This window comes from Allobosea lathyri, from assembly GCF_900108245.1.
GTDB classification, from domain to species: Bacteria; Pseudomonadota; Alphaproteobacteria; order Rhizobiales; family Beijerinckiaceae; genus Allobosea; species Allobosea lathyri.
The window spans coordinates 217,562-242,202 of sequence record NZ_FNUY01000009.1 but is presented as its reverse complement, the minus strand read 5'-3'; the positions used below and the strand labels follow the sequence as shown (position 1 = coordinate 242,202).

At 59.8% G+C, this 24,641-nt stretch carries 22 protein-coding genes; 10 read left to right on the top strand and 12 right to left on the bottom strand.

Translation table 11 applies throughout. The features are described 5' to 3' along the window. From C4S73_RS20915 to C4S73_RS20905, 3 genes are all read right to left on the bottom strand, one after another. The coding region (locus C4S73_RS20915) for an amino acid ABC transporter permease (protein WP_103874457.1) at positions 1–1,379 on the bottom strand (1,379 nt) is incomplete at its 3' end. Positions 1,380–1,389: 10 nt separating this feature from the next. After that, positions 1,390–2,574: an amino acid ABC transporter permease gene (locus tag C4S73_RS20910; RefSeq protein WP_342210586.1), complete on the bottom strand. Its 1,185-nt coding sequence runs from the start codon at positions 2,572–2,574 to the stop codon at positions 1,390–1,392. Between the two features lie 194 nt (positions 2,575–2,768). After that, a complete protein-coding gene (locus C4S73_RS20905) occupies positions 2,769–3,929 on the bottom strand; it encodes a M20 aminoacylase family protein (RefSeq protein WP_103874456.1) in 1,161 nt (386 codons plus the stop codon). 207 nt (positions 3,930–4,136) lie between these two features. Here C4S73_RS20905 and C4S73_RS29100 point away from each other — a divergent pair, with 207 nt between their 5' ends. From C4S73_RS29100 to C4S73_RS20885, 4 genes are all read left to right on the top strand, one after another. After that, entirely contained in the window at positions 4,137–4,382 is a 246-nt protein-coding gene (locus C4S73_RS29100) for a hypothetical protein (protein ID WP_425290361.1), read from the top strand. 205 nt (positions 4,383–4,587) lie between these two features. After that, a complete protein-coding gene (locus tag C4S73_RS20895) occupies positions 4,588–6,156 on the top strand; it encodes a CmpA/NrtA family ABC transporter substrate-binding protein (protein WP_244595703.1) in 1,569 nt (522 codons plus the stop codon). Then, positions 6,113–7,018 carry an ABC transporter permease gene (locus C4S73_RS20890; protein WP_103874454.1) on the top strand — a complete coding sequence of 302 codons (906 nt, stop codon included), beginning with the start codon at positions 6,113–6,115 and terminating at the stop codon, positions 7,016–7,018. The genes C4S73_RS20895 and C4S73_RS20890 overlap by 44 nt, the downstream gene beginning before the upstream one ends. Positions 7,019–7,021: 3 nt before the next feature. Continuing rightward, positions 7,022–7,810: an ABC transporter ATP-binding protein gene (locus C4S73_RS20885; RefSeq protein ID WP_425290360.1), complete on the top strand. Its 789-nt coding sequence runs from the start codon at positions 7,022–7,024 to the stop codon at positions 7,808–7,810. Positions 7,811–7,889: 79 nt separating this feature from the next. Here the strand turns inward: C4S73_RS20885 and C4S73_RS20880 are convergent, their stop codons facing one another. The 3 genes from C4S73_RS20880 to C4S73_RS20865 all read right to left on the bottom strand — a co-directional run bounded on the left by C4S73_RS20880 (position 7,890) and on the right by C4S73_RS20865 (position 11,715). Next, complete coding sequence (locus C4S73_RS20880; RefSeq protein ID WP_103874452.1) at positions 7,890–8,900, bottom strand: molybdopterin-dependent oxidoreductase; 1,011 nt, start codon at positions 8,898–8,900, stop codon at positions 7,890–7,892. 198 nt (positions 8,901–9,098) lie between these two features. Continuing rightward, a complete protein-coding gene (locus C4S73_RS20875) occupies positions 9,099–10,190 on the bottom strand; it encodes a carbon-nitrogen hydrolase family protein (RefSeq protein WP_244595702.1) in 1,092 nt (363 codons plus the stop codon). 625 nt (positions 10,191–10,815) lie between these two features. Then, positions 10,816–11,715 (bottom strand): LysR family transcriptional regulator, encoded by a 900-nt coding sequence (locus tag C4S73_RS20865; protein ID WP_103874449.1) that lies wholly within the window; start codon positions 11,713–11,715, stop codon positions 10,816–10,818. Between the two features lie 126 nt (positions 11,716–11,841). Between C4S73_RS20865 and C4S73_RS28365 the strand changes: the two genes are divergently transcribed. Further along, positions 11,842–11,982, top strand: a complete 141-nt coding sequence (locus C4S73_RS28365) for a hypothetical protein (protein WP_160115865.1) — start codon at positions 11,842–11,844, stop codon at positions 11,980–11,982. A 130-nt stretch (positions 11,983–12,112) separates the two neighbouring features. Here C4S73_RS28365 and C4S73_RS20860 read toward each other — a convergent pair whose 3' ends face one another. Beyond that, the gene (locus tag C4S73_RS20860; RefSeq protein WP_160115864.1) at positions 12,113–13,006 is read right to left on the bottom strand and encodes a LysR substrate-binding domain-containing protein; all 894 of its coding nucleotides are present in this window, start codon (positions 13,004–13,006) and stop codon (positions 12,113–12,115) included. Positions 13,007–13,190: 184 nt separating this feature from the next. Between C4S73_RS20860 and ehuB the strand changes: the two genes are divergently transcribed. The 5 genes from ehuB (at position 13,191) to C4S73_RS20835 (ending at position 17,525) form a co-directional block, all read left to right on the top strand. Further along, on the top strand, positions 13,191–14,060 hold the full coding sequence (ehuB, locus tag C4S73_RS20855) for an ectoine/hydroxyectoine ABC transporter substrate-binding protein EhuB (protein ID WP_103874447.1): 870 nt from the start codon (positions 13,191–13,193) through the stop codon (positions 14,058–14,060). A 156-nt stretch (positions 14,061–14,216) separates the two neighbouring features. Then, on the top strand, positions 14,217–14,870 hold the full coding sequence (ehuC, locus tag C4S73_RS20850) for an ectoine/hydroxyectoine ABC transporter permease subunit EhuC (RefSeq protein ID WP_103874446.1): 654 nt from the start codon (positions 14,217–14,219) through the stop codon (positions 14,868–14,870). Continuing rightward, a complete protein-coding gene (ehuD, locus tag C4S73_RS20845; RefSeq protein ID WP_103874445.1) occupies positions 14,867–15,559 on the top strand; it encodes an ectoine/hydroxyectoine ABC transporter permease subunit EhuD in 693 nt (230 codons plus the stop codon). Before ehuC ends, ehuD begins: the two co-directional genes overlap by 4 nt. Continuing rightward, on the top strand, positions 15,556–16,323 hold the full coding sequence (gene ehuA / locus C4S73_RS20840; RefSeq protein WP_103874444.1) for an ectoine/hydroxyectoine ABC transporter ATP-binding protein EhuA: 768 nt from the start codon (positions 15,556–15,558) through the stop codon (positions 16,321–16,323). Before ehuD ends, ehuA begins: the two co-directional genes overlap by 4 nt. A gap of 5 nt (positions 16,324–16,328) precedes the next feature. After that, positions 16,329–17,525 (top strand): M24 family metallopeptidase, encoded by a 1,197-nt coding sequence (locus C4S73_RS20835; RefSeq protein ID WP_160115863.1) that lies wholly within the window; start codon positions 16,329–16,331, stop codon positions 17,523–17,525. A gap of 437 nt (positions 17,526–17,962) precedes the next feature. Here C4S73_RS20835 and C4S73_RS20830 read toward each other — a convergent pair whose 3' ends face one another. The 5 genes from C4S73_RS20830 to C4S73_RS20810 form a co-directional block, all read right to left on the bottom strand. Continuing rightward, positions 17,963–19,156, bottom strand: coding sequence for an MFS transporter (locus C4S73_RS20830; RefSeq protein ID WP_160115862.1), 1,194 nt, complete (start codon positions 19,154–19,156; stop codon positions 17,963–17,965). 84 nt (positions 19,157–19,240) lie between these two features. Beyond that, positions 19,241–20,380: a M24 family metallopeptidase gene (locus C4S73_RS20825; protein ID WP_160115861.1), complete on the bottom strand. Its 1,140-nt coding sequence runs from the start codon at positions 20,378–20,380 to the stop codon at positions 19,241–19,243. A gap of 164 nt (positions 20,381–20,544) precedes the next feature. Then, positions 20,545–22,068, bottom strand: a complete 1,524-nt coding sequence (locus C4S73_RS20820; protein WP_103874440.1) for a malonate--CoA ligase — start codon at positions 22,066–22,068, stop codon at positions 20,545–20,547. Continuing rightward, entirely contained in the window at positions 22,061–23,269 is a 1,209-nt protein-coding gene (locus C4S73_RS20815) for a malonyl-CoA decarboxylase (protein ID WP_342210585.1), read from the bottom strand. Before C4S73_RS20815 ends, C4S73_RS20820 begins: the two co-directional genes overlap by 8 nt. A 222-nt stretch (positions 23,270–23,491) precedes the next feature. Further along, complete coding sequence (locus tag C4S73_RS20810) at positions 23,492–24,631, bottom strand: M24 family metallopeptidase (protein WP_103874438.1); 1,140 nt, start codon at positions 24,629–24,631, stop codon at positions 23,492–23,494. Between the last annotated feature and the right edge of the window lie 10 nt (positions 24,632–24,641).

Sequence of the window (24,641 nt, the reverse complement as noted above, 5' to 3'; positions counted from 1 at the left end):
CAACGTTTTTGGCCGGCGGCGAGGCGCTTCTCGACTGCTATCGAGTAGCGCGACATGCCCCAGCAACACAGGAAATAGAACATCGCGGCGAAGGCGTAACCCGTCGCGCGCGTGGTCGGCGTCGCCCAGGTCGGATCGACCAGGGTGGCTTCGATGGTGCGCAGGAAGTCGAAGATGCCGACGATCGTGACGAGCGTCGTATCCTTGAACAGCCCGATGAAGGTATTGACGATGCCGGGAATGACGATGCGCAGCGCCTGCGGCAGGATGATCAGCCGCATCATCTGCCAGTAGCCCAGGCCCAGCGACATCGCGCCCTCGTACTGGCCTTTCGGAATCGCCTGCAGGCCGCCGCGGATGACCTCCGCCATATAGGCGGCGGCAAACAGCGCGACGCCGATGAGCGGGCGCAGCAGGCGGTCAGGCGAATATTCTTGCGGCACGAACAGCGGCAGCATGGTGTTTGCCATGAACAGCACCGTGATCAGCGGCACGCCGCGCACGAGCTCGATGAAGATCACCGAGAGCAGCTGGATGGTCGGCAACCGCGAACGTCTGCCGAGAGCCAGCATCACGCCGAGCGGCAGCGAAAACACGATGCCGACCGCCGCAATCAGGAAGGTCACCATCATGCCGCCCCAGAGGCCGGTGTCGACGCGTGGGAGGCCGGCCGTGCTCGCCAGCATGGCGATGATGCCGAAGACCACCATCGACATCAGGATCAGGCGCTTGGGCCTGTAGAAGCGCTGCCAGGGCGGCGCGGCGACCTCGACGGCCAGCAGCGCCGGGCCGACCCAGAACCGCGCCAGGGTCGGCACGAAGGACAGCACCAGGTAAAGCACCGCCAGTGCGAAGGTGAGCAGGATCAGGAAACGCAGGAAGCTTTCGGCCCCGTTGCCACCCAGCAGCAGCAGATAGGCGCTGATCGGCAGCATGACGAAGAAGAAGAAGGCCCCGACCTTCTTCAGCGGCGCCTTGTCCCAGAGCATCCAGATGACGCCGAGCGCAAACATCGCGAAGACGATGTTGACGCGCCAGCGCTGCGGCACCGGATAGGAGCCGTAGATGAAGTATTGCAGTCGATCGCCGACATAGGCCCAGCAGGCGCCCACGGGACGGCCGACCTTGTCTGCGAGGCACGCGTCGCGGTTCGTACCGGTCCAGACCGCATCGAGGAAATAGAAGCGGATCAGCTCGGGCACGCTGGTCACGACGATATAGACGCAGACCAGCGTCATCAGCGAGTTGATCGGGCTGGAAAACAGGTTGGCCCGGACCCAGGCGATGGGACCCGCCACGGAAAGAGGCGCGGCCTGTTGCTCGAGCTGCTCGCGTCGAACGAAGGCGAATGGTGCGTTCTCGGTGGTTGCATCGGTCATCGTGGCGCCCTCACCGTTCCACCAGCGCCATGCGCTTGTTGTAGATATTCATGATGAACGACGTGACGAGCGAGATCGTCAGATAGACCGCCATTGTGATGGCGACGACCTCGACGGCCTGGCCGGTCTGGTTCAGCACGGTTCCGGTGAAGACCTGAACGAGGTCGGGATAGCCGATCGCCACCGCCAGCGACGAGTTCTTGGTCAGGTTCAAATAGTTCGAGGTCAGCGGCGGAATGATCACGCGCATTGCCTGCGGGATCACCACGAGCTTCAGCGTCGGGCCGGCGCGCAATCCAAGCGCGTTGGCGGCTTCCGTCTGCCCCTTGGAGACCGCGAGGATGCCGGCGCGGACCACTTCGGCGATGAAGCCCGCCGTATAGGTCGTCAGGCCGATCAGCAGGGCCACGAATTCAGGGAAGATCTGCAGGCCACCAGTGAGGTTGAAGCGCCCCTGCTGCGGCAGATCGAAGGAGAGCGGCTGCCCCGCAGCGTAATAGGTCAGGAGCGGCACGCCGAGAATCAGCGCGAGCGAGATCAGGCCGTTCGGATATTGCGTGCCGGTGCGCTCCTGCTGCTTCTTCGACCAGATATAGAAGGCGATCGCAGCCACGATCGCGAGGAAGAACGCAATGACCACCGCCTCGAAGGCCGGCGCGAATTGCGGGTTCGGCAGGATCAGGCCGCGGTTGTTCAGGAAGATGTTGAAGGGAAGCGCGATCGAGTTGCGCGCATCGGGCAAGGGCTTGAGCACCGCATTGTACCAGAAGAACAATTGCAGCAGCAGCGGCAGGTTGCGGATGACCTCGACATAGATCATCGCCAGCTTGGACAGCACCCAGTTGCTCGACAGGCGGGAGACGCCCACGAAGAAGCCGAGAAACGTCGACAGCACGATACCGATGGCCGCGACCAGCAGCGTATTGAGCAGGCCGACATAGAAAGCCTGGCCATAAGTGCTGCCCGACGCGCTGAAGGGGATCAGCTTCTGGTTGACGTCGAAGCCGGCCGCATTGTGCCAGAAGCCGAAGCCCGAGGCGATCTTCTGCGCGCGCAGATTGGTGATGGCGTTCGATGCCGCCGACCAGATCAGGAAGCCGACGATCGCCACCAGAGCGGCCTGATAGACATAGCCTCGGATCTTCGGATCGTAGAACAGTGAGGCTTTAGCACGCCTTTGCTGTGGGTTAGACAAATCTACCTCCAGTTATTTTTGCGGCCGTGCTGGCCACCACCAGTTCTCAGCTGTGATATTGGTCGGGCAACCCTGTCCTCGCGGACCCTTGGCCTGCTTGCCGTTAAGTCTGCATTTCTCGGAGCATGACTTCGCGGTGGGCCGCCTACCGAGGCTGCTCCAGCGAGTGACTCAGTGGCGAAGCTAGGGAGCTACTAAACGTGCAACCGTCTTCTGACGATCGACGCGTGTACACGGGCGCCGTGCAACAGTCCGTCGTCGTTGAAGTCGTAGCGAGGATTATGCAAGGGCGCGCTTTCGCCGTTACCGATCCAGGCGAATGAGCCGGGGACATGGTCCAGGAAGCGAGCAAAATCCTCAGATCCGGTGCTTGGCGCTTTGGCCTGGCGCGCATTCTCGGGACCCAAGGCATCGCCGGCGGCCGTCAGAAGCTCGCGCGTGAGCACTTCATCGTTGAAGACTGGAACGAACTCGCGCGTGTAGCTCACCTCAACGTTGACCCCATACGATAGGGCGACACCCTCTGCAATCCGCCGCATCTCGCGCTCGATTTCAGTACTTACCTCGGGCCTAAAGCTTCGAGCATCGCCAACGACGCGTGCTTCCCCAGGGAGGGCGTTGCGGGTCCCGTCGGTAATAAGCTCTGTAACCGAGACCACGGCAACATCGCTCGGGCAGAGGCGGCGCGAGACGATCGTTTGCAAGTTCATGACGGTCGCGCACGCCGCCACGAGTACTTCTCGGCTCGATTGAGGACGAGACGCATGTCCTCCAACTCCGGATAAACAGATCTCGAAATTGTCCTCGGCCGACATCACAGGGCCGAATCCCGCTTCCAACCGGCCGAGCTGCAGTCCTGGCGCGTTATGCAGGCCATATACCTCCTGGAAGGGGAAGCGATCCATGACTCCGTCATCGAGCATGGCGAGCGCTCCTTTGCCCCATTCCTCGGCAGGCTGGAAAATGAACCGGACGGTCCCATCGAAGCCACCTTCGGATGCCAGCATTTTTGCAGCACCCAACAGCATTGCGGTATGACCATCATGACCGCAAGCATGCATGACGCCCTCATTTTGCGAGCGATGCGGGTGGTCGCCCTTCTCGGTGATCCTCAGCGCATCCATGTCAGCACGAAGAGCGATTGCTCGATTTGACGTGCCTCGCTTGAGGGTTCCCACAACCCCAGTTTTGCCGATGCCTTCTGCAACGTCATCAAACCCAAACTCGCGTAGCTTTGCTGCGACGATACTGGAAGTGCGCCTCTCTTCGAACCCGAACTCGGGATTAGCGTGGAAATCGCGCCGCCACGCCTTCATTTCCTCGGTCAAAGCCTGCTGATCAATGGAAGTGTCCATGACTACGGATCCGCCCTCTCGACAAACGACGGGGTTTTTCCCCTTAGGTGAACGATATTGCAATGAACTCGAGAAAGGCGCTCTAATTCCCGTGCGTCCTCGCAATTTTGTAAACCAAATGCCCCTGCTCTTGACCGCTTCGATCGGCGCAATCCTCGCAATTCTGCAAAAGGATATACATCGCCCCAGCGGGAGATCCGCGAGCGCGTGAACCTTACGGCTCCAGCCGTTCAGCGACGCATCAAAAATATGCAAGAAATGGGCGTGATCGCTGGCAATGTAGCCGTCGTCAATCATGCTCTCGTCGGGTTTTCGCCTCGTCTATGTCGCGTGCGGTCTCGCCTAGAAGGTCGAAATGGTGACTCAGCGCGACCGAGATCCCTCGTCGGTCGCGCTGATGATTATGTCTCGCATGTTTTCCATGCACAGGCTCTCATCGCGACGGGACTTTGAACGGCACCTTCATTCCTTGTCCGCGCGACCGCCCAGCAAAAAGCCGTGGCTTGCACCGTTGCTTGCGCTAGGGATTAATAGGTCGGTTCTTAGGCAACCTGACCACACATGCCGGCGTGCAACTCCGCGACCACGCTTGGTCGTGCTGGGGAGGACGGCCCGCCCCCAGTCCTGGCGGGAAGACCGAGCGAAGGTCTCGGCCTGGATGGACGAGGCCGGCCGTGTCCCGCGGTTTAGCCAAGATCCGATTTCAACCCCGGACGGCCGGGCAAGCACTTCGTTGCCCAAAACGACGGCTGCCGTGGCTCCGGCTGCAGCCTTCGTAGGCAGTCACAGCACCTTTTTGCAGAGCGCGTTGCGAGAAAACGCAATGCCCGAAGCTCAGTCGGCCTCCATACTGCCGGTGGGGAATAAAAAGTGGAGCGCGGATATGGAGCCCGGAGAATTCAACCGTAATTGCCGTGCCATGTGCATGTGCGGTCAGTCGCACGACGGCCCACTTGCGGTGGAGGACTGTAACGGATCCATCGAAGAAACCATTGTCTCGGCAACCGACAAAATTCTTATCGCGTCCGTGTTCCCTGATTTGCGAACGCGTCGCCAGCTGCTGCGCAGCGTGGGGGCCGCCACGATACTGACTGCAATGGGAGACATCCTCCCGTTGAGTACCTTGAGGGCACTGGCTCAGGAACGAGCCCCTCTCGAGAAGAAAGACATCAACGTCGGCTTCCTCGCCATCACCTGTGCCACCCCGTTGGTGATGGCCAAGGAGAAAGGCATCTTCGAGAAGCACGGTCTCAACGTCGCTCTTCAGAAGATCCCCGGCATTGGTCTCATCCGGGACAAGATGATCAATGGGGAGCTCGATGTCTCCCAACAGGTCATGCCCGTGGCGATTGCGACCTCGGCCGGCGCCGGTGGCAACGTGGTCCCAGCCAAGGTGCTTACGATCCTGAATCAAAATGGAAATTCGCTGGTACTGGCTCTGAAACACAAGGACAATCGGGACCCGCGAAACTGGAAGGGTTTCCGTTTCGCGGTTCCCTTCGACCAATCCCATCAGGCTCTGCAACTGCGTCATTATCTGGCGGAAGCCGGCCTGGACCCGGATAAGGACGTCGTCTACCGGGTCGTTCCTCCGTCCGAATACGTGTCAAACCTTCGCGTCGGCAACATCGACGGATTTTTGGGAGGCGAGCCCGGAGGCCAGCGCGCGGTCGTCGAGGGCGTCGGCTTCATTCACCTGCTGTCTCGCGACATCTGGGAAAACCATCCATGCTGCTCGGTCACCGCAACCGATGCCTGGATAAAGCAGCATCCCAACACGTTTCTTGCAGTGTTTCGCGCGCTGGTGGAAGCGGGGTTGTATTCCTCGGCTCCCGAAAATCGTGCGGGCATGGCGGAGATCCTCGCCCGGCCGGAATACATCAACGCTCCTGCGAACGTCATCCAGCAAGTCATCGGGGGACGCTTCGCAGATGGCCTAGGCGCGGTGCGAAACGTGCCCGACCGGATCAAGTTCGACCCGTTTCCGCAATACTCGATGGCCGTCTGGCTGTCCGTGCAAATGAGCCGCTGGAACATGCTCCCAGCCGATGTCGACCATAAGCGGCTGGCACAGACGGTGATGCTTGCCGTCGATGCGAAGAAGATTCTCGCGCAACAAGGCATCGAAGTTCCCGAACCGAAATTTGGGATTGAACGGATATTGGGCAAGGAGTTCGATTCCAATGATCCAGACCAATACCTACGCTCCGTCCGCCGCCCGAACTAACGGCAAGTTGTTGTTGTCCGGCTTGCACAGTGTCGTGAACCGCCCTTGGGTCGTGTCGCTGGCGATTTTCGTCGCCTTCTTATCCATTTGGCAGGCTCTCACCTCAACCGGCGGCGGCGAAACTTCTGTCGATCCCGAATACGCCAAGTTGATGGGCCAGGCGGTCGGCGTCACGACCGGCTCCTCAATTCCTGGCCCGATGGCAGTGGCTCGACGGGCCATGGAATTGGGAAGTCGCGCCTTTGACAGCTCCAATCCCAACAACCTCGGCATCTTCTGGCATCTATATTACTCGCTTGGCCGCGTCTTTTTGGGGTACGCGCTGGCGGTGGTGGTGGCCGTGCCCCTTGGTTTCGGCATTGGCCTGATGCCTTGGCTCTACCAGGCGCTGAATCCGTTCATTCAGGTGCTCAAGCCAATCTCTCCTTTGGCTTGGATGCCGTTGGCGCTGTACGGGCTCAAGGACAGCGCGACGGCGGCCATCTTCATAATCTTCATTTGCTCGCTATGGCCGCTTTTGATCAACACGGCCGCCGGGGCCGCCGGCGTGCGGCAGGATTGGCTGAACGTGGCGAAAGTGCTCGGCCTGAAGACCTCGACCAAAGTGTTGAGGATCGTCTTTCCGGCAGCGGTTCCGATGATCCTGACCGGGATGCGCATTTCGATCGGCATCGCCTGGTTCGTCATCGTGGCGGCCGAGATGGTCGTGGGTCAGAACGGCATCGGGTACTTCATCTGGAACGAGTGGAACAACCTCCAGCTCTCCAGCATGATCGTCGCTATTGGGCTCATCGGCATCATCGGCTTCGTTCTCGATCAGGCCCTTGCATGGGTCGGTCAAAAACTCAGTTTCAAGGAGTGACCGGTGGAGACCTTCCTATCACTGAACAAGGTATCAATGACTTTCGGCGAGCGCACGAAATTCCATGCGCTGGACTCCATCTCGTTGTCTGTGGAACGTGGTGAGTTCGTCAGCCTGATCGGGCATTCTGGCTGCGGGAAAAGTACCTTGCTCAATCTGATTGCCGGTCTTTATAGGCCCTCGGCCGGTTTGATCAGTTGCGAAGGACAGCAGATACTCGGCCCGGGGCCCGACCGTGGCGTCGTGTTCCAGAACCATTCCCTGCTTCCATGGATGACCTGTCACGACAACATCCTCCTGGGAGTTTCGCAGGTCTTCGCCGCCCGGCTTGACAAGGGTGCAATGCGGCGAAAGGTCGACCAGGCGCTGGATCTCGTCCATCTCGGTCACGCAGCAAACAAATACCCCCACGAAATTTCGGGGGGTATGAAGCAGCGTGTCGGCATCGCTCGCGCCTTGGCAATCGAACCCCGCGTGCTGCTCCTGGATGAGCCTTTCGGAGCTCTGGATGCACTTACGCGGGCAAGTCTACAAGACGAACTCATAAAGATCGTGGAGCAGACGCGATCCACGGTGGTCATGGTCACTCACGACGTCGATGAGGCCATTTTCCTTAGCGACCGCGTTGTCATGATGACGAACGGTCCCGCCGCGAAGATCGGAGAGGTGCTCGAGGTCGATATTCCGCGACCGCGTGATCGCCTGGAGATGACCACAACGTCGGCCTATGCCGAATGCCGCCGAAGGCTGCTCGAGTTCCTCTATCTAAAGCAGGCGGTGGTCCGGCATTGACACCCGGGTCCATCGAGCTCCGGTGGCAAAGCGAACGCCGAGGTAATCTTCCGGTCGTCGCAGTACGAGACGCACCAGATTATATTACGTTGATGGTAATCGCGTGGGCGGCATAACGTACCCCTTCGAGGGGTTGGCTGCGCCCGTCGTTCGCCGTGGCTCGTACGACCAGTCCGAGAGGCCCCGGCTCCGCCACAGCAATCGTCTCCTCGAAACGTCGCCAGGCGGCGCCCCGATCCGGTTCAAGCTTGGCGGGGCGCCAGTTGGCACCGCCATCAACGCTGACCTCGACGCGAGACACGCCCGACTTCGCCCACGCCCACCCGGCAACATCGAGACCATCGCCGCGATGATGGGACGATCCCGGAGCCGGTAAGGTGAAGAGCGAGCCGACCGGGATCTCCCATACGGGCTTTCGCGCCTCGGTGGCGGACTTCGCATCATTGTAATAGGTGGTCGTAAAAAGCGCATCGAGCGGCTTGTCCCGAAACTCGATCCTGTCCAGCCATTTCACCGTGTTGGTACCATAGTAGCCGGGAACGACGAGGCGTGCAGGAAAGCCGTGCGCTACGGGCAAGGCGCTGCCGTTCAGCTCGTAGGCAATCAAGGCGCCGGACTCCAGAAGTCGATCAATCGTGAGGTCCTTGCCGTACCCGTCGCACGAGGCCCCTTCGAACTCCCCATGATCCATGCCGAACGACCACATATGGGTGGCCCTCGGATCCAGCTCTGCCAGGTCGATGAGGGATTTGAGAGCTACGCCGGCCCACTCCACACAGGCAACCCGTCGCGTGGGAACGGTCGGCTCAAGTGGATTGCCGGCGCACTGGTGAACGGTCTGGACCGCCACGTGCGGCAAGCTTCGAAGTTCGGTCAGCGGGATCGAGAGTGGTCGCGAAACCATCCCTCCGATGCCGAGCGACCATGTCGACACGTCGACAGCAGGTGTTCCCATGTGGATCAGCACGAATAGGTCTTCGGTCGGAGTGAGGCGCTCCCCCATCTGATGAGGTTCCAGGGGAAGACGCCGATAAATCCCACTTGGGCCCATTTGAGACCGAGGATTATGCGGTGCGATCAGCGTGCTCATGAGTGCGGCCCCTTGAAGCAATATAGCGTCCGGTTTGATGGACCGTGCTCGGCGAAAGCAGCCACGGTATGCGTGCAAGCCAAAGTGCCCGTCGACATCTTCGCTAGGGATCGCATCCTCATGCAGGCCACGATCTCGAGACGAAATGCAGACCGTCCCCGACGTGCGCGGTTCCAGTGTCGTCACCGAATTCCACGGTCAAGCACCTTCCTCTTGAAAGGCGATTTCCCTGAAATCGACATCGTTCTGATCTGCCTGCCGTACGGACGCCGCGTTGCACCCCGCTTCGTCAGATACAAAGCGCACGGGCCGCTGACGGGTCCGTCGTACGGTGAGTTCGAATATGTCGAACCGGTTGTAATATCCCACGACGTCATGAAACTGCTTGGGCTCGATGCACTGTCCGATATCGATTTCCGCGTAGGCGATACCTTCCTCGTCCTGCAGGGTGTCGCTGATCAGCGCGCCCGTCGGATCAATGATGAACGATGCACCGCGAGGGGTCGCGTCGAGAACTTCCGCGGCTTTCGGATCTCTATGGACGAGTTGGTCGCGCATCGATTTGTCCATGTAACCAGCAGTAGCGATGCCGAAGGCTTTGGCCTCGAACGAATGGGCGCTGGCGCGGATGCGGTTGGCCGCGACATTGTCGAAATTGCCGCCGTTCGCCGGCGGCCTGGTGGGCCAGATCGGCGGCCAGCTCGATACGTGAACCTGCTCGCCCTGCGCCATGAGGGTGTAGCGAGCCAGCGGATTGGTGTTCTCGCCACAGATCAGCCCGCCGAGTCGACCGATGCGCGTATCGGCAACACGCAGCCCGTCACCATCGCCGGCGGCCCAGATCAGCTTTTCATAGAAGGTGGGAACGAGCTTTCGATGGTGAACCAGGATCGCGCCATCATCGCCGATGATCAGATTGGAGTTCCACATGCAGCCGACGCTGGCAGGGGAGCGCTCGCTTATGCCGATCGAGACGAAGACGCCCAGTCGTCGGGCCTCGCGTCGAATCTCAGAAACCTCGGGTCCGTCGATCAGAACCGACTCCTGGGACATCCGGATAAAAAAATCGTGGTTCTCGATCGGGGCCCAGATCGCCGACCAGACCGGGAACGCCGGAATGTAGGTTTCGGGGAAGGCTATGAACTCCGCCCCTGCCCGCGACGCCTCCTGGATGAGCGCTATCGCTTTGCGGGTCGTCGCTGCCTTGTCGAGGAAAACGGGGGCAGCATGGATTGCCGCAGCCTTGAAGCGTGGGAGCTGTCCCATGATGCACTCGCTGTCACATTGCATTCCGACGACCGACGGTCGCCGGGCTTTGCGAGGAGAGGCAGGGAGGCGGCAGCGGAGCCTTCGCGATGCGCCGTCCGGTTAATCCTACTACCTCGCTCGATGACTGCGAATACCATCGAGGCGGGTGGGCGTTGAGCGCCTATCGGTGCAAGCCCGGTTGCATCGACGCAAGCGAGCCCCATAAGCCCTGGCTCACACACGTTAGGTAGTGCCGAGCACGAGATAGGCACCAAGAAACGAGCTATTCTCCACGTCAGCCGCGGACCCGACCGAAATCGCGCTGATAGAGCGGATCAAGCGAGCGCTGGACCCGAGAGCGAGCCTCAATCGCGACTGGGCATAAAACACCCTCAAGCGATTGAGATGCAATCCGATAGAGGCGCGGATCCCGGGCTCAATCACCGCCATTGTCGCGCTTCGGGCTTTGTGCGTTCGACGTAAGGGAGCGATAACGGGCTGCTGACCCACGCGCAGCTCGCCTTGTTCCTGCACATTGCCGCCGAGCGGTATTGGAGACAAGTCTGGCCTGAGCGCCACGGACACCGGCGAGCAAATCGTCGTCATCTCCAAGAAGGCTGGGCAGGACGCGGAAGCGAGGCGGCGACAGACGAACCGCAGGCGCTCGTCACAACACCCCAGTCGACATGTCCAGTGAGATTTGCTGCTTCAAGAATCGGACCACAGTCTTGATCCTACCCGAGTACTGTAGGTCGTGGTGAACATTTAACCAGATTTCGCGCTCGGCCCGGAGACTTTCCTGAAACAATGGGCGTAAATTCGGCGCGGTCAGCGCCGCAAACCTGGGCAATACAACGAGACCCAATCCGGCCGAAGCTGCATTCATTTGCGCAATCATGCTATTTGACGAAAACGAATAATTTGACGGACCAATTAGGTCGCGATGCCATCGAACGGCATCGACCACAATCAAATCGTCGATATATCCGACGAAACTATGATTGGCCAAATCAGATTCCGCCTGCGGACGACCGAAGCGCTCGAAATAAAGATCGGACCCATACGCATGAATGGCGAACGATCCCAATTTTTCCGAGACGAGACCTTGGCCAGGGGGCTTGAAGAAGCTCAGAAACAGGTCCGCTTCTCTGCGGTTCACGTGTATCACCTGAGGCGACGTCACCAACTCCAGCCGAAGGTCACGGGCCTCGGCATCCAAAGCCAGCAGTCGCGGTGCCAGATAGAGGGACGCGATACCTTCCATTGTAGCCAGACGGACCACTCCGGACGTGACCTCCGGGGCGACGTCGGCCTTTATGCCGATTACGGCACTTTCGATGGTCTCGGCATGGCGGAGGACCCTTTCCCCGGTATCGGTCAGTCGAAAGCCGGTCTTGGTGCGCTCGAAGACGCTCAGTCCAAGACTGCTCTCCAAGTGCGCGATACGTCGGCTGACCGTGGAATGGTCTATGCGCAGACGCTTCGCGCTTTGCGCCAAGCTCCCTGTCCTCGCAACATCCAGAAAGACACGCAAATCATCCCAGTCCAGGTTGTCAATTGCGCTCATCGGCCTTGGGGTTTCGGATATGTTTCATGTGAGGTCGCTCAAGGATTGACTGAATTGATTTGACTGGGCAATGGCTGCTTGGAACAAATAAGAACATCTATTTGCACGACGATCTGCCGGGCCTCGATGCGCCAAGCGATGCGCTGGTACGGATCGCAGATCATCCTCGCGAACGAAACCGACTACGGCATTCACTTTAGCATCTTCACCTCAAATCTGCAGGCCGCACTGTCCACTGCGGACGAGCTCGAGGCTGCCATCGTATGATCATCGATTCGACCGATTATCGGTTGAATGCCATGCCCTTCGGCGGTCAATGCTGGTTCGGAAGGGCGTACGGTTGGCGATGACGAAATGATGCAAAAATGGTGCGTTGTTTCAACCGATGAGAGCGTGCTCAGCGCAACTGCCGGGTATCGGCCAGCAGCCACTCGCAGAACGTACGGGCTTCTTCTCGCACGGTTCTGCGTTGGGTGGTCACGACATAATAGGACTGGTTGGCGGGCGTGTCCCCGTCGATGATGCGCACGAGGGACCCGTCGTCGATCAGGTTGTCGATTACGTTTCCCCAGGCGAGGAGAACGCCCTGGCCGGATAGGGCGGCCTGAACGAGCAGCGGATAATTGTTGAAGCTGAGTTCTGGATCGAGCTTCGAGACCGCGATGCCATTCGAAGCGAACCACCATTCCCATTCAGAATAGCGGGCGGCCGGCCCTTCGAGGTTCAGCAGGCGAGCGTGGCGGAGATCCTCCGCAGTCCGCATCGGATGCCTTGCAAGGTAATCAGGACTGCAACAGGGAAAAAAGCGAACGCCCAGCAAAAACTTGGAATTAAGGTGGGGCCAGTCGCCATTCCCGTACCGGATGGCGACATCGACGCGATCCTCTAAAAAATCCAACAGGGTGTCCGTAGCAATCAGTCGGATTGCGATGCCGGGATGCTGGGCTCGAAAACTCGCGATCCGCGGCATCAGCCAAAGCGAGGCCATTGCCACCGTCGTCGTCACAACGAGTTCCGGCGGATGGCGGATGCTGGAAAGAGCTTCCAGCGTCTCGCCGATCGTCCGCATGCCGGCGGAAACACCCTCGTATAATTTCTTGCCGGCTTCGGTGAGGGCTACCGCGCGGTTCCCCCTATCGAACAGTCGCGCATTCAATCGGCTTTCCAGGGCCTTGATTTGCTTGCTTACGGCAGCCTGCGTGATCCCGAGTTCGCGCGCCGCATGGGTGAAACTGGCATGCCTGCCGGCCGCTTCAAAGCACGCCAGCGCGTTCAATTGGACGGGAAGCAACGGGACTCTTGTCATTACTGACGGTTATACCAGCCATGATAAAAAATGGAAATATACGGCCGGAAAGCGGAAGCTTAGGTTTGAAGTTGGCACCAAGGAGAGGTGTGCTTGCGCAACTTCTTTCGGCACCGGCCATAATCCTGCGGCATGACAGGGTGGGTCGCGTTTCTCATAGGGGAAAAGAATGGCTTTCAATCTGCAACTCCGCTCGGTCCGGACCGCCCTCGCGGTTTTGACCCTCCCCGTCGTCCTCGCCAACGCGCAGGCGGCCAGCCTCGATCAAATCAGATCGCAGGGCTATATCCGCGCAGCGACCGCGAATGAGGTTCCCTACGGTTTTATGGACGCCGAAGGAAAGGCGAAGGGCATCGCTCCCGAGGTGGCCCAAGCCGTCCTCAAATCGATGGGCATTCCCGAGGTCCAATGGGTCGTGACTCCTTTTGGCTCATTGATCCCCGGCCTCAAGGCAAACCGTTTCGACATCGTAGCGGCCGAACAGGATATTTTGCCCGCTCGGTGCCAGCAGGTCCTGTTCTCCGAGCCAAACTCCAGCTACGGCGACGCCTTGCTCATTCCCAAGGGCAATCCGAAGATGATCCACTCATACGAGGACGTCGCCAAAAGCCCGAACCTCAAGTTGGCGGTCGTCAACGGGACGAGCCATCTTGCATTTGCCGAAGCCGTCGGCGTTCCGGAGAATCGCCTGGTCATCATCGCAAACAATGCCGATGCGCCGGCCGCCGTCACAAGTGGCCGGGCCGACGCATATGCCGCCGTCGAGGCGACCGTCGGCAGCCTTGCCAAGGCCAATCAGCGCTTGGACATCGCCCAGCCCTTCTCCGATCCGATCATCAAAGGCAAGGCGACGCGCAGCTTCGGCGGCTTTGCATTTTCGCAGGGATCGGAAGAGCTCGTGGGGGCCTTCAACAAGGCCTTGGGCGAGTTCAAGAAGACCAACGACTATAAGAAGATCCTCGCGAACCACGGCGTCACTGAAGGCAGCATCGCGGCTTCGCTGGCCAAGTCGACAGCTGACCTCTGCGCCGGAAAGTGACTTAGCGGGCCTGTCCCCGACCAACGGGACATCGCAGCCTATAGAGCCCTTCACGACGCGTCGGTGCCACTCGGGAGATCGCTTCCAGGTGGCACCGTACCAAAATTACAGGGCGCGTGTAGTGCACGATCACCATCCCGATTGTGGGCAACCATCATGGATTTGTCAGTTCACCTGCCCAACCTGTTAGGGGCCGCGGCGACTAGCTTGCTGATCTGCTCCCTGTCATTGCTGATGGCGGCCAGTTTATCATTCGGCGCAGGGGTTGCCCTTTTTGCTGGACCAGCTTGGCTAAGGGCGATTGCATTCGCGTATGTCGAAATCTTCCGCGGCACATCCCTTCTGGTCCAGCTCTTCTGGCTCTACTTCGCCTTGCCGTTGCTCGGCATTTCGCTGCCGCCTTTCCTGACGGGCGTTCTGGCACTGGGCCTCAACACCGGCGCGTATGGCGCCGAGGTCGTACGCGGGGCTCTCCGATCGGTAAGTCAGCAGCAGCACGAAGCCGCCAGAGCACTCAACTTCACGCGCAACCAAACGCTTTGGCGGATCGTCCTGCCGCAGTCCCTCGTCGAAATGCTGCCATCGTTCTCAAGCCTGGCCGTCCAAAACCTCAAGGACACGTCGTTAGTATCCATGATCACGATCGCCGATTTGACGTTCAAGGCCCAGGAGATCCGAAATCTGACGCAGGATACGGTGGCCGTCTACGGCACCGCGCTGCTGATCTATTTCGCCATGGCGATGTCGATCGTCGCACTGATGCGCATTCTCGAGACTCGCGTCGCGCGCTCTACCGGGAGGCTCTCATGATCCTAGGCCACGAGCTCGTAATGTCTTCGTCGGCCGCTTTCGCGTGGTCGATCTTGCCGATCCTCCTGATCGGCCTTCGAACGACTTTGCTCGCTATGTTCGCGGGCTTCGTCATCGCGGTCGTCGTCGGCATGGTATTCGCGTTGATGCGCCGTTCACAATGGAAGATCGTGACTTGGCCGGTCGGTTTCGTCGTGGAATTCCTGCGCAACACGCCGTTGTTGATGCAGCTGTTCTTTCTGTATTTCGTGCTTCCGGAGTTTGGCGTCACTCTGCCCGCATTCTGGACCGGCACTACTGTGCTGGGACTGCAGTACGCAGCTTATATGAGCGAAGTTTACCGCGCCGGCCTCGATGCTCTTCCCAAAGGTCAATGGGAAGCAGCGACGGCGCTGAATCTTTCGAAAACGCGGACATATCGAACCGTCGTTCTTCCGCAGATGATCCCGCGGGTCCTGCCGGCGCTCGGAAACTATCTGATTTCGATGATGAAGGACACGCCGGTGCTTTCGACCATCACCGTCGTTGAAATGTTGAACCTGGCTAACCGAATCGGGGACCGGACTTTCGAATATCTCGTCCCGCTTTCCTTGGTTGGCGCCATCTTTTTCGTCCTCACCTGTGTTTGTTCGGCGCTGTTGCGCGGCTTGGAACGCTTCGTTCCGCAGAAGGGAATTGCGCTGCGATGAGCGCCTCCATTGAATTCAACCAACTCCATAAGCGGTATGGCGCCCATCCCGTGCTCCGCGATTTCGATCTCAAGGTGCAGGCTGGAGAGACAGTGACGCTCATCGGGCCAAGCGGGTCTGGCAAATCCACAGTACTGCGGATTTTGATGACGCTCGAGCCGTTTCAAGAGGGGTGCCTCACGCTCGATGGCATCAGCTATCATCAGCCTCATGGAAAGCCGCCGTTCTTTGCAAGTGACGTGCATCTTCACAAGGTGCGGGCCAAGGTCGGCATGGTGTTTCAAAGTTTCAACTTGTTCCCGCACATGACGGTTCTGCGAAATTTGGTGGAGGCGCCGACGGCAGTCCTGGGTTTGAGCCGGGACGAAGCTGAAGGACGGGCTGTCGAACTGCTCCACATGGTCGGCCTTTCCGACAAGGCTAAGGCCTATCCGGGGCAACTGTCGGGCGGTCAGCAGCAGCGTGTAGCCATCGCCCGTGCTCTTGCGATGCGTCCGCAAGTGCTTCTGTTCGACGAGCCAACCTCAGCGCTCGATCCGGAGCTCGTGGGCGAAGTGTTGAGCGTCATTCGTTCCCTGGCTCACGAGCATGATCTGACCATGCTCATGGTCACTCACGAAATGCGGTTCGCCCGTGAAATCTCTGACCGGGTCTGCTTTTTCGAGGGCGGACGCATCGTAGAGCAGGGAAAGCCCGATCAGATTTTCAACGCTCCCGAGCAGGAGCGCACCAAACGCTTCCTGTCTTCGGTGTTAAACGGATGATCATCTTGGCCAGCTCCCCCGTACCTGCCCACAGCGTTGGCGAAATCGGTCCCTTCGCCCGTGCAGAGTTTGAACGGCGCATCGAGGACGCGCGGTCGGCGATGACCCGCTATAGGCTCGACGCGATCGTGCTGACCTCGGAAGCCAACATCGAATATTTGGCTGGATTCGAGACGCAGTTCGCTTGGAACACGCCCTCCCGCCCCTGGTACTTCGTTGTGCCTCGCGCGGAGTCGCCCATCGCCATCATCCCCGAGATTGGCGAAACTAATTGGCTGCTCACCTCCTGGTGTCAAAATATCGTAACTTGGCCATCGCCCCGGCCGCATGATGAAGGCATCAGCATCCTGACGCAGCATCTGGGTCAGGTCGCTCGGTCTTATGGGCGAATTGGCTTTGAGATCGGCCCCGAGTCCCGGATCGGCATGCCGGTTAGCGATGTTTTCAGGCTGCAAGCAGCCATCGGTGGCGAGATGGTCGATTGCACGTTGCTAATGGCCGGGCTGCGCGTGCTCAAGTCGGCAGCTGAAGTTTCGCGCATCCGCCACATCTGCCAGATTGCCGGTCAGGCCTTCCACGATCTGCCGTCATTCGTGAACGTTGGCGACAGCGAGCGGGAGATCTGCCGAAAATTCGCGGCGGACCTTCTTCTAAAGGGTGCAGACAAGGCACCCTACACCTCCATTGGTTCCGGCCAGGGGGGGTATGATAGCATTATCATGGGTCCAACCGACCGAAGGGTGGCGGTAGGCGATGTTCTGATGCTCGATACTGGGGCCAGGTATGGCGGCTACTTCTGCGATTTCGATCGCAACTTCTCGTTCGGTAGGCCGACGGACGAGGTCCGACGGGTCAATGAGGCGTTGTGGCTCGCCACTGAAGCAGGCATCCAGGCAGCTCGGCCCGGGCGAACCGCAGCCGACGTGTTCAAGGCGCAAGCGACGGTCTTGAGCCGATATGGCTTCGATGTCGGAAACGTCGGGCGTTTTGGGCATGGGCTCGGCAAGGTGCTGACGGAGCCCCCGTCGAATGCGCCGTCGGACCAAACCGTTCTGAAACCCGGCATGGTTCTGACGATTGAGCCTTCCGCCATGTTCGGGAACGGCCGCATCATGGCTCACGAGGAAGATCTTGTCATAACGGAAGACGCCGCGAATTTGCTGACACCACGTGCGGATCGCGAAATTGTCGTCATCGCTTGATCGAAGGCGAACGAACAAAAAAAGGGCCGCCGTCAGGGTGACGCGGCCCAAGTTACACCGTTGGCCGCCAGCCAATAGTGTGGGAACGGCAGGGAAGTGAGGGGAGAAGCTCTACTGCCCTGAGACCGCGAATACCTTGATCGCCAAATTTATCCGGTGACGCAAGATCCCGAACTACTTTTCGTGAATTGTACGGTTGTGGGCCTCTCTAGCGCACATTCCGCTCGCACCTGCCGCCTCTTCTGAAACAGAACCCGGGCCGGCCCCACGCCGTAATGGTAAGCACTGGTCCCATACTTGCAACCGAGACAGCGCTCGGATCACAAACGCCTCGGATTTTGTAAGATTTCGACACATGTTATGCGCCTGTCAGACGGAGGGCTGAAAGACGGCGTGGTGCTCGAACCGGTCGCCGCTGCCGCTCCGTTTGAGCCGTCCTAATGCGCGATTGTGGTGGGCGGCCGACGAAGCAGCCACAGAGCCGTGAGGCCAACAAGCGCAGCCTGAAGGGCGATGATGACAAACGGCCAGACAAAGCCTCCCGTCAGCGTCGCGGTGACCGCGAACACCAGCGGGCCGGATATCGATCCGAAGAATCCGAACAGGTTCACCGCCGATGTAACCGGGCCAACCTGGCTTGGCGGCGACGACCTGGCGATCTCGGCCATGAACACGCCGTTCCAACCCATGGTGGTGGCACCAGCCATGATCATACACGCGTAGACAAATACTGGGTGGGAACCGATGGGGCTGATCAGAAGCAGCAAGGCAACTCCTGTTGCGAGTCCTAGAGAGGCAAACAAGATCGTCCCTTTGCCGGTTCGATCGGCGATCCAACCAAACAGTATTCGCGCGAGTGCGCTCGCTCCAAGAAAAACGGCCATATACTGACCCGCTTCTAAAAGGCTCTTACCATGCTCCGTGACCATGTAGGTGGCGGTATACGCAGTCGTACTCGATTGAGCGACGGAAAAGGACACGCATATTAGGGTCAGGATTGGTAGCTCGCGATTCAAGCGGATCACAGCTACGGCTCTGCGGAGCGACGAAGGCGAGAGGAAATGTCGCGGCCAAGCACGGTCGCCGTGACCCTTTTCTCCATCAAGGGCTCGCTGGAACGGCTGAACTAATGCGGCGCTCATAACAAGCATCGCGATCAGCACAAACAACCCGGCGTTGAAGCCCATCCCTGCAACGAGCGCCGGTATTATCAGACCTGCGATCATGCCTCCCAAGGGCATGCCAGCTTGTTTGATCGAGAACACGAGAGTGCGATGACGCGGCGGAGCCGTTCGCATCAAAACCTGGCTGCCCGCAGGAATGTTCGGGGCCACACCGAGTCCGAATAGGAGGGCGCCGCTCAGTCCGATGGCACCGAGAGGTAGCAAAAAGACGACAAGGCCGAGGACCAGCGCAAGCAGGCCAATTTGTATGGTCCGGATTGGACCATAATGGTCGAGCATCGAGTTGCCGCACGCCAAAAACCAGCAGATTCCGGCGGAGGACGCAGCCGAGGCATATCCGATGCTGGTCGCGGGCAGTCCCCATTTTTGCGTGAGGAGCGGCCCCATGAGCGGAATGGTGGCGGCTGCCAGGGAGCTGATGACCTGAACAAAGAGCGTTGCGGCCAACGCACTTCGCCATGATGCCACTTTCAAGACGGCCCCCGGGTGGTCAACGCAAACCGGCTAAACGAGGCGATCAACACCAGCACGCTAGCTTGCGACGAACAGTTTGCGCTCCGTCTGAGTGAGACGCTCGATGCCACCGCCTCGAACCACAATGGATTCGCTGATGGCCAATCCCTCCGCGGATAGATACATATGCAAAGTCATCCCCTCCTTCAGCTTCCATTCAGCCACAGGAGTGAAGTTGTGGACGAACTCGCTCACTTTTTGAGTGGTGTTGGGGAAGCAACCTAGCGTGTAACCCGTGATATTATCATATCTTGGTCGCAGCCCCGTTTTGATCATCGGCTCCCGTGCCAACGCGTCGATCACCTTTGCTTCGACTCCGGGGCCCATTTCGGATAGCTGCTTGTCCTGGATGGCGATCATCTGTGACATTACGTCGAGTTGACGCGGCGTTGGGTCTCCAACCGAGACGGATCGCATGATCCGGGAACTGTATCCATTCACCGATGGAACAAGTTCGATATGGACGATCGACCCAGGTTCGATGGGGTTGCTATGCTCATTGCCATGCAGCGCTCCCCAACCGACGCCCGAAGTCACGAGCCCGACGAACCCTTGATCGGCCCCCAGCTCCATAAAGGTTTGGGAGGCCGCAGCTACGACGTCCCGTTGACGGGCGCCCACGCGCACCACGGCAACTCCGTGGGCCAAGGCCTGATCGCATATTGACGCAGCTTGTCGATGGTATTGAATTTCCTCGCCGGACTTGACAGCTCGCTCGCGCCAGAATCGGTCCCCCAGGTCGACGAACGTTGCGCCCGGAAGCTCCTTTCGCAGGTCTTCCAGTCGGCGCGGCGACATCGATTGTGAATCAAACTCGATACCGACTGCCGCTGTGTCGAGCTTGCGTTTACGCAGTTCGCCGCCAAGTACCGAAATCGGATCGTCCCAGTCACGAAAGCCGATGATCTCAGAAAAATGCGTCCGTTCGAGCGCCGGAACTTCGTCTAAGCATCGGACGACCAAGAATGGATCACCATCACGAGGAATGACAACGCAACGCCACAGCGTCTGGGAAATGCCAAATCCACTTGTCCATAGCATAGATTCAATTTCGTCGAGCACCATCAGATCTAGGTTTTCGGCAAGCATGATTTCGGCGCAGATACGCAATCTTCGCTCGAACTCGGCGCGCGAAAATTTGAGCTCCATTTGAGCCATTCTCAGGACCTCCCCAGTCTTATGAAATGATGCCCTCATTCACAGGTGGCTTGGCCTCATATCCTAAATGGGTAACGCTATAATTGCGCTCTATTAGGCGGAATAATTTGCAATTTTGTTTCATGGACGTGCCGCTTGTTGCAGCTGCTCGCCTGTGGCGGCGCCTATCTGGGCTGCCCAGCATAGATGTCCTTATACTGCTCGCGCAGCACGTTCTTCTGGACCTTTCCCATGGTGTTGCGCGGCAGGTCGTCGACGATGAAGACCTGCTTGGGCAGCTTGAACTTGGCCAGGCGGTGCTCCAGCGTTTTGGCGATCGACGCGGCCGTGATCGTCGCGCCGGGCTTGACCACCACGACGGCCGTGACGCCCTCGCCGAAATCGGGATGCGGCACGCCGATCACGGCGCTCTCGATCACGCCTTGCATCTCGTCAATCTCGGTCTCGACTTCCTTCGGATAAACGTTGTAGCCGCCGGTGATGATCAGGTCCTTGCCGCGCCCGACGATGTGGACATAGCCTTGTGCATCGATCTTGCCGAGGTCGCCGGTGATGAAGAACCCATCTGGTCGGAATTCAGCCTTGGTCTTCTCGGGATTGCGCCAATAGCCCTTGAAGACGTTGGGGCCAATGATCTCGATCATGCCAATCTCCTCCGCCTCGAGCGCTTTGCCCGTCTCGGGCTCCACGACGCGGACTGACACACCTGGCAGCGGCAGGCCCACAGTGCCGGCGACGCGCTCGCCCTCATAGGGGTTCGAGGTGTTCATGTTGGTCTCGGTCATACCGTAGCGCTCGAGGATGGCGTGGCCGGTGCGCTCGCGCCATTCGCGATGCGTCTCGGCCAAGAGCGGCGCCGAGCCGGACACGAAGAGGCGCATGTGGTTCGTCGCCTCCTTCGTCAGGCGGGCATCCTGAAGCAGGCGAACATAGAAGGTTGGAACGCCCATCATGCAAGTCGCCTGGGGCAGATCCTTGAAGACCTGCTCGGGATCAAATTTTGGCAGCAGGATCATCGACGCCCCGGCGAAAAGCACGACATTCGTCGCCACGAAGAGACCGTGCGTATGAAAGATCGGCAGGGCGTGCAGCAGCACGTCCCTGTTACCGAAGCGCCAGTACTCGACCAACGCCAGCGCATTGGACGCAAGGTTGTCATGGCTCAGCATCGCGCCCTTGGAGCGGCCGGTCGTGCCGGAGGTGTAGAGGATCGCGGCGAGATCGTCGGGCCCCCGCGGTACATCCTCGAAGCTCGCGACGGCGGCATCCGCTTTGTAGACTAGGCTACCCCCCCGGTCGGAATCCAGGGTCTCCAACTTCGCGCCCGCCTTCTCGGCGTAGGGAAGCAATGCCACGGCACGCGCGGGATCGCAGACGAAGACGTCCGGCTCGGCATCCCCGAGGAAGTATTCGATCTCGGCGGGGGTATAGGCGGTGTTGAGCGGCAGGAAGACGGCGCCGGCCCGCACCGTGCCTAGATAGAGCATCAGCGCGTCGAAGCTCTTCTCGACCTGGACGGCGACGCGGTCGCCCGGCTTCACACCCAACCCGACTAGCGCGCTCGCAAAGCGGCCCGACTCGTCCAAGACATCACCGTAGGTCCGACGCGAGCCGTCGCCGAGCAGCGCGAATGGCGCATCCATCCCAAGCATACGCGTGCGGACCAGATCGAAGAAGTGATTACCCATGGTCTCGATCCTTTTGACCGTTGCCCGACGTCCGGAGGAGCTTGCGCACGCCTGACGACGCCACGACCGTGTTCCGAGTGGCGAAAGCCTCGTGGTTGGCCTCGATATCGTTGAGGTCGTAGCGGTAGTTCACCATCACGCCGTGGGACTCGCGTAGCCCCCGCGCCGAGAGGTTGCCGCCGACATTTATGCGCTCCAGACGCGCGCCGTTGCCGAGGTGGAACCGCGCGACGGGATCGATGACCCGTCCCGACGCCGTCCGGGCCCGCAGCATGTATTCCGCCGTCATTTGGCCGAGAAGCTTGTCGCGCCTTGCTTTCGCGGCATCATCGAGCGAGATCGTATCGCCGGCCGGGCGGGCGAGCTCAGCGCGTTCCTCGGCTGTCAGGGCGAGATCGCCGGGCTCAGCCGCGATGCCCGCGAGCCACCTCGCGAAGCCCGGCACCGGCGAGAGCGTGACGAAGGTGGTCAGTCCCGGCAGCTCGCGTCGTAGATCCTCGGCGACTTGCTTTATCAGGAAGTTGCCGAAGGAGATGCCGCGCAGGCCCTCCTGACAGTTCGAGATTGAGTAGAAGACCGCCGTTGTCGCCTCATGCGCCGGCAGCACGTTGCGCTCGGAGCTCAGGACCTCGCCAATGCTGCGCGGGATGTCGCTGGTCAACGCAACCTCGACGAAGATCAGCGGGTCGTCGACGAGTTGGGGATGGAAGAACGCGAAGCAGCGCCGATCCACCGGCTCCAGGCGGCGTCGGAGATCGTCCCAGCCCTGGATCTCATGCACCGCCTCGTAGCGGATGATCTTCTCCAGCACGTTCGCCGGCGAGCGCCAGTCGATGCGACGGAGCACCAGGAAGCCACGATTAAACCAGGAGCCGAAAAGATGGCGGAAGTCGTCATCGATCGCCTTGAGATCGCCTTGCGTCTCGATCGCCTCGAACAACGCTTGACGCATTCGCACAAGCACGGGCGTGCCGTCGGGCGCCAGATTGAGGCGGCGAAGCAGCTCCTGTCGGCGAGGCTCGGCGGCATGGTGCAACACCGAGATCGCCGCAGCCTGGGGCTTCGCACGATAGGCCTCGATGGCCTTGTCAAGGAGCGCGTGGTCCGGGCCAAACCGGTTCTGGAGAAGATTGAAGAAGGCGAGCCGGCCGGGTTTGTCGAGCCGCTCCCACAGGCTAAGCACCGCCTGCGCCAAGGCCATTCCGGAGGCCTCGCCCCGCCCGGAGAGCAAATCCTCGCAAAGTCGATCCAAGGGACGTCCGCGTTGACCGACATCTCGGTCAAAACCGATCAGGGCGCGCCCTCGATCGGTCACGCTTGTCAGAAGTTCGCTGAGAAACGAGATGTCCATTCGAGCCCTCGAGGTCCCTGGGATCAGACGTTCGCGCGAGTTGGCCTATCGAAGGCGTCGCTCCAGTCCGTGCTATTTGGCCTCGAAGATCACCCGCGGGGTTTGCGTGAGCCGCTCGCCACCACCGTCGGTGACGAGCACCGTTTCACTCACCGCCAGTCCGCCCGCCGAAGTATACATGTGGAACACCATGTCTCTTTCGACGGGCCACGAGGACGTCGGCGAGAAATTTCGGTGCAAGTCGCTCAGGCGCTGGGACATGGAGGAGTTGTATCCCAACGTGTAGCCCGTGATGTTGTCGTAGCTAGGCCGTAAGTTTTTTTGCAGTGCCCCGACGCGCATAATGGCGTCGACATCACTTGCAAGGGCTCCGGGCTTCATTGCCGCCAACTGCTGGTCCTGAAGCTCGCACAGTTGGGCAAATACGTCCTTTTGTTCGTCGGTGGCCGCTCCAACAACCACGGATCGCATAATTCGCACGGTGTAGTTTTTGAACCGTGGCAGGAGCTCGATATGTACAACCTGACCGTCTCCAAGTGGCTCATCGGTCATGGACCCGTGCAGCGAATCCCAACCGGTGCTCGCGCTGATGTGCCCGATAAAACCGTCGTCGAAGCCTAACCGGTAATAGGCTGCCGCCGCGATCGCGGCGATCTCCCTTTGCTTGATGCCAGGACGGATTGCAGCGACGACCTCGCTCACCACCTCGTCGAGAATTTGCGAACCTCTCCGCATATGGGCAATCTCGTGCGCCGACTTGATCCTCCGCAGATCCCACGTCGACCGCTCCAGATCCACGAACCCGGCGTCCGAAAGGTTGTGCTTAAGAGCCAGCACACGCGCTTGTGTCATCGAGTTCGACTGGAATTCGATCCCAATGCGGACCTTGCGGTTCTCGCCCGCCGGAAAGTGCTTGACCAAAACCTCGATAGGGTCCTCCCAATCGAGAAAGGTCACGATCCGATCTACCCAGGTCCGCTGACGAGCGGGCGCCGCATCAAGGCTTCTCAGCAAGAGAAACGGCTGCCCGCTGACCGGGACGATTACGGCGCGCCACAAATTCTCGCTAGTAACGTAGCCTGACAACCAGCCCATGGTCTCTGGCTCGTCCAAGATGGCCCAGTCTACGTTTCGAGCCCGCAAAACTTCCTGAACGCGCCGAAGCCGGTCGTGGAAATCCTCCAGCGGAAATGGGGATGCGAACTGTGCCATAAGAAAGGTC

Bases quoted from the DNA above. Each gene is read 5' to 3' on its own strand.
- C4S73_RS20875 (WP_244595702.1), bottom strand. From the start codon at position 10,190: ATGCAATGTGACAGCGAGTGCATCATGGGACAGCTCCCACGCTTCAAG.
- ehuA (WP_103874444.1), top strand. From the start codon at position 15,556: ATGAGCGCCTCCATTGAATTCAACCAACTCCATAAGCGGTATGGCGCC.
- ehuB (WP_103874447.1), top strand. From the start codon at position 13,191: ATGGCTTTCAATCTGCAACTCCGCTCGGTCCGGACCGCCCTCGCGGTT.
- ehuD (WP_103874445.1), top strand. From the start codon at position 14,867: ATGATCCTAGGCCACGAGCTCGTAATGTCTTCGTCGGCCGCTTTCGCG.
- C4S73_RS20890 (WP_103874454.1), top strand. From the start codon at position 6,113: ATGATCCAGACCAATACCTACGCTCCGTCCGCCGCCCGAACTAACGGC.
- C4S73_RS20810 (WP_103874438.1), bottom strand. From the start codon at position 24,631: ATGGCACAGTTCGCATCCCCATTTCCGCTGGAGGATTTCCACGACCGG.
- C4S73_RS20865 (WP_103874449.1), bottom strand. From the start codon at position 11,715: ATGAGCGCAATTGACAACCTGGACTGGGATGATTTGCGTGTCTTTCTG.
- C4S73_RS20895 (WP_244595703.1), top strand. From the start codon at position 4,588: ATGGACGAGGCCGGCCGTGTCCCGCGGTTTAGCCAAGATCCGATTTCA.
- C4S73_RS20905 (WP_103874456.1), bottom strand. From the start codon at position 3,929: ATGGACACTTCCATTGATCAGCAGGCTTTGACCGAGGAAATGAAGGCG.
- C4S73_RS20815 (WP_342210585.1), bottom strand. From the start codon at position 23,269: ATGGCCTTGGCGCAGGCGGTGCTTAGCCTGTGGGAGCGGCTCGACAAA.
- C4S73_RS20880 (WP_103874452.1), bottom strand. From the start codon at position 8,900: ATGAGCACGCTGATCGCACCGCATAATCCTCGGTCTCAAATGGGCCCA.
- C4S73_RS28365 (WP_160115865.1), top strand. From the start codon at position 11,842: ATGCGCCAAGCGATGCGCTGGTACGGATCGCAGATCATCCTCGCGAAC.
- C4S73_RS20820 (WP_103874440.1), bottom strand. From the start codon at position 22,068: ATGGGTAATCACTTCTTCGATCTGGTCCGCACGCGTATGCTTGGGATG.
- C4S73_RS20825 (WP_160115861.1), bottom strand. From the start codon at position 20,380: ATGGCTCAAATGGAGCTCAAATTTTCGCGCGCCGAGTTCGAGCGAAGA.
- ehuC (WP_103874446.1), top strand. From the start codon at position 14,217: ATGGATTTGTCAGTTCACCTGCCCAACCTGTTAGGGGCCGCGGCGACT.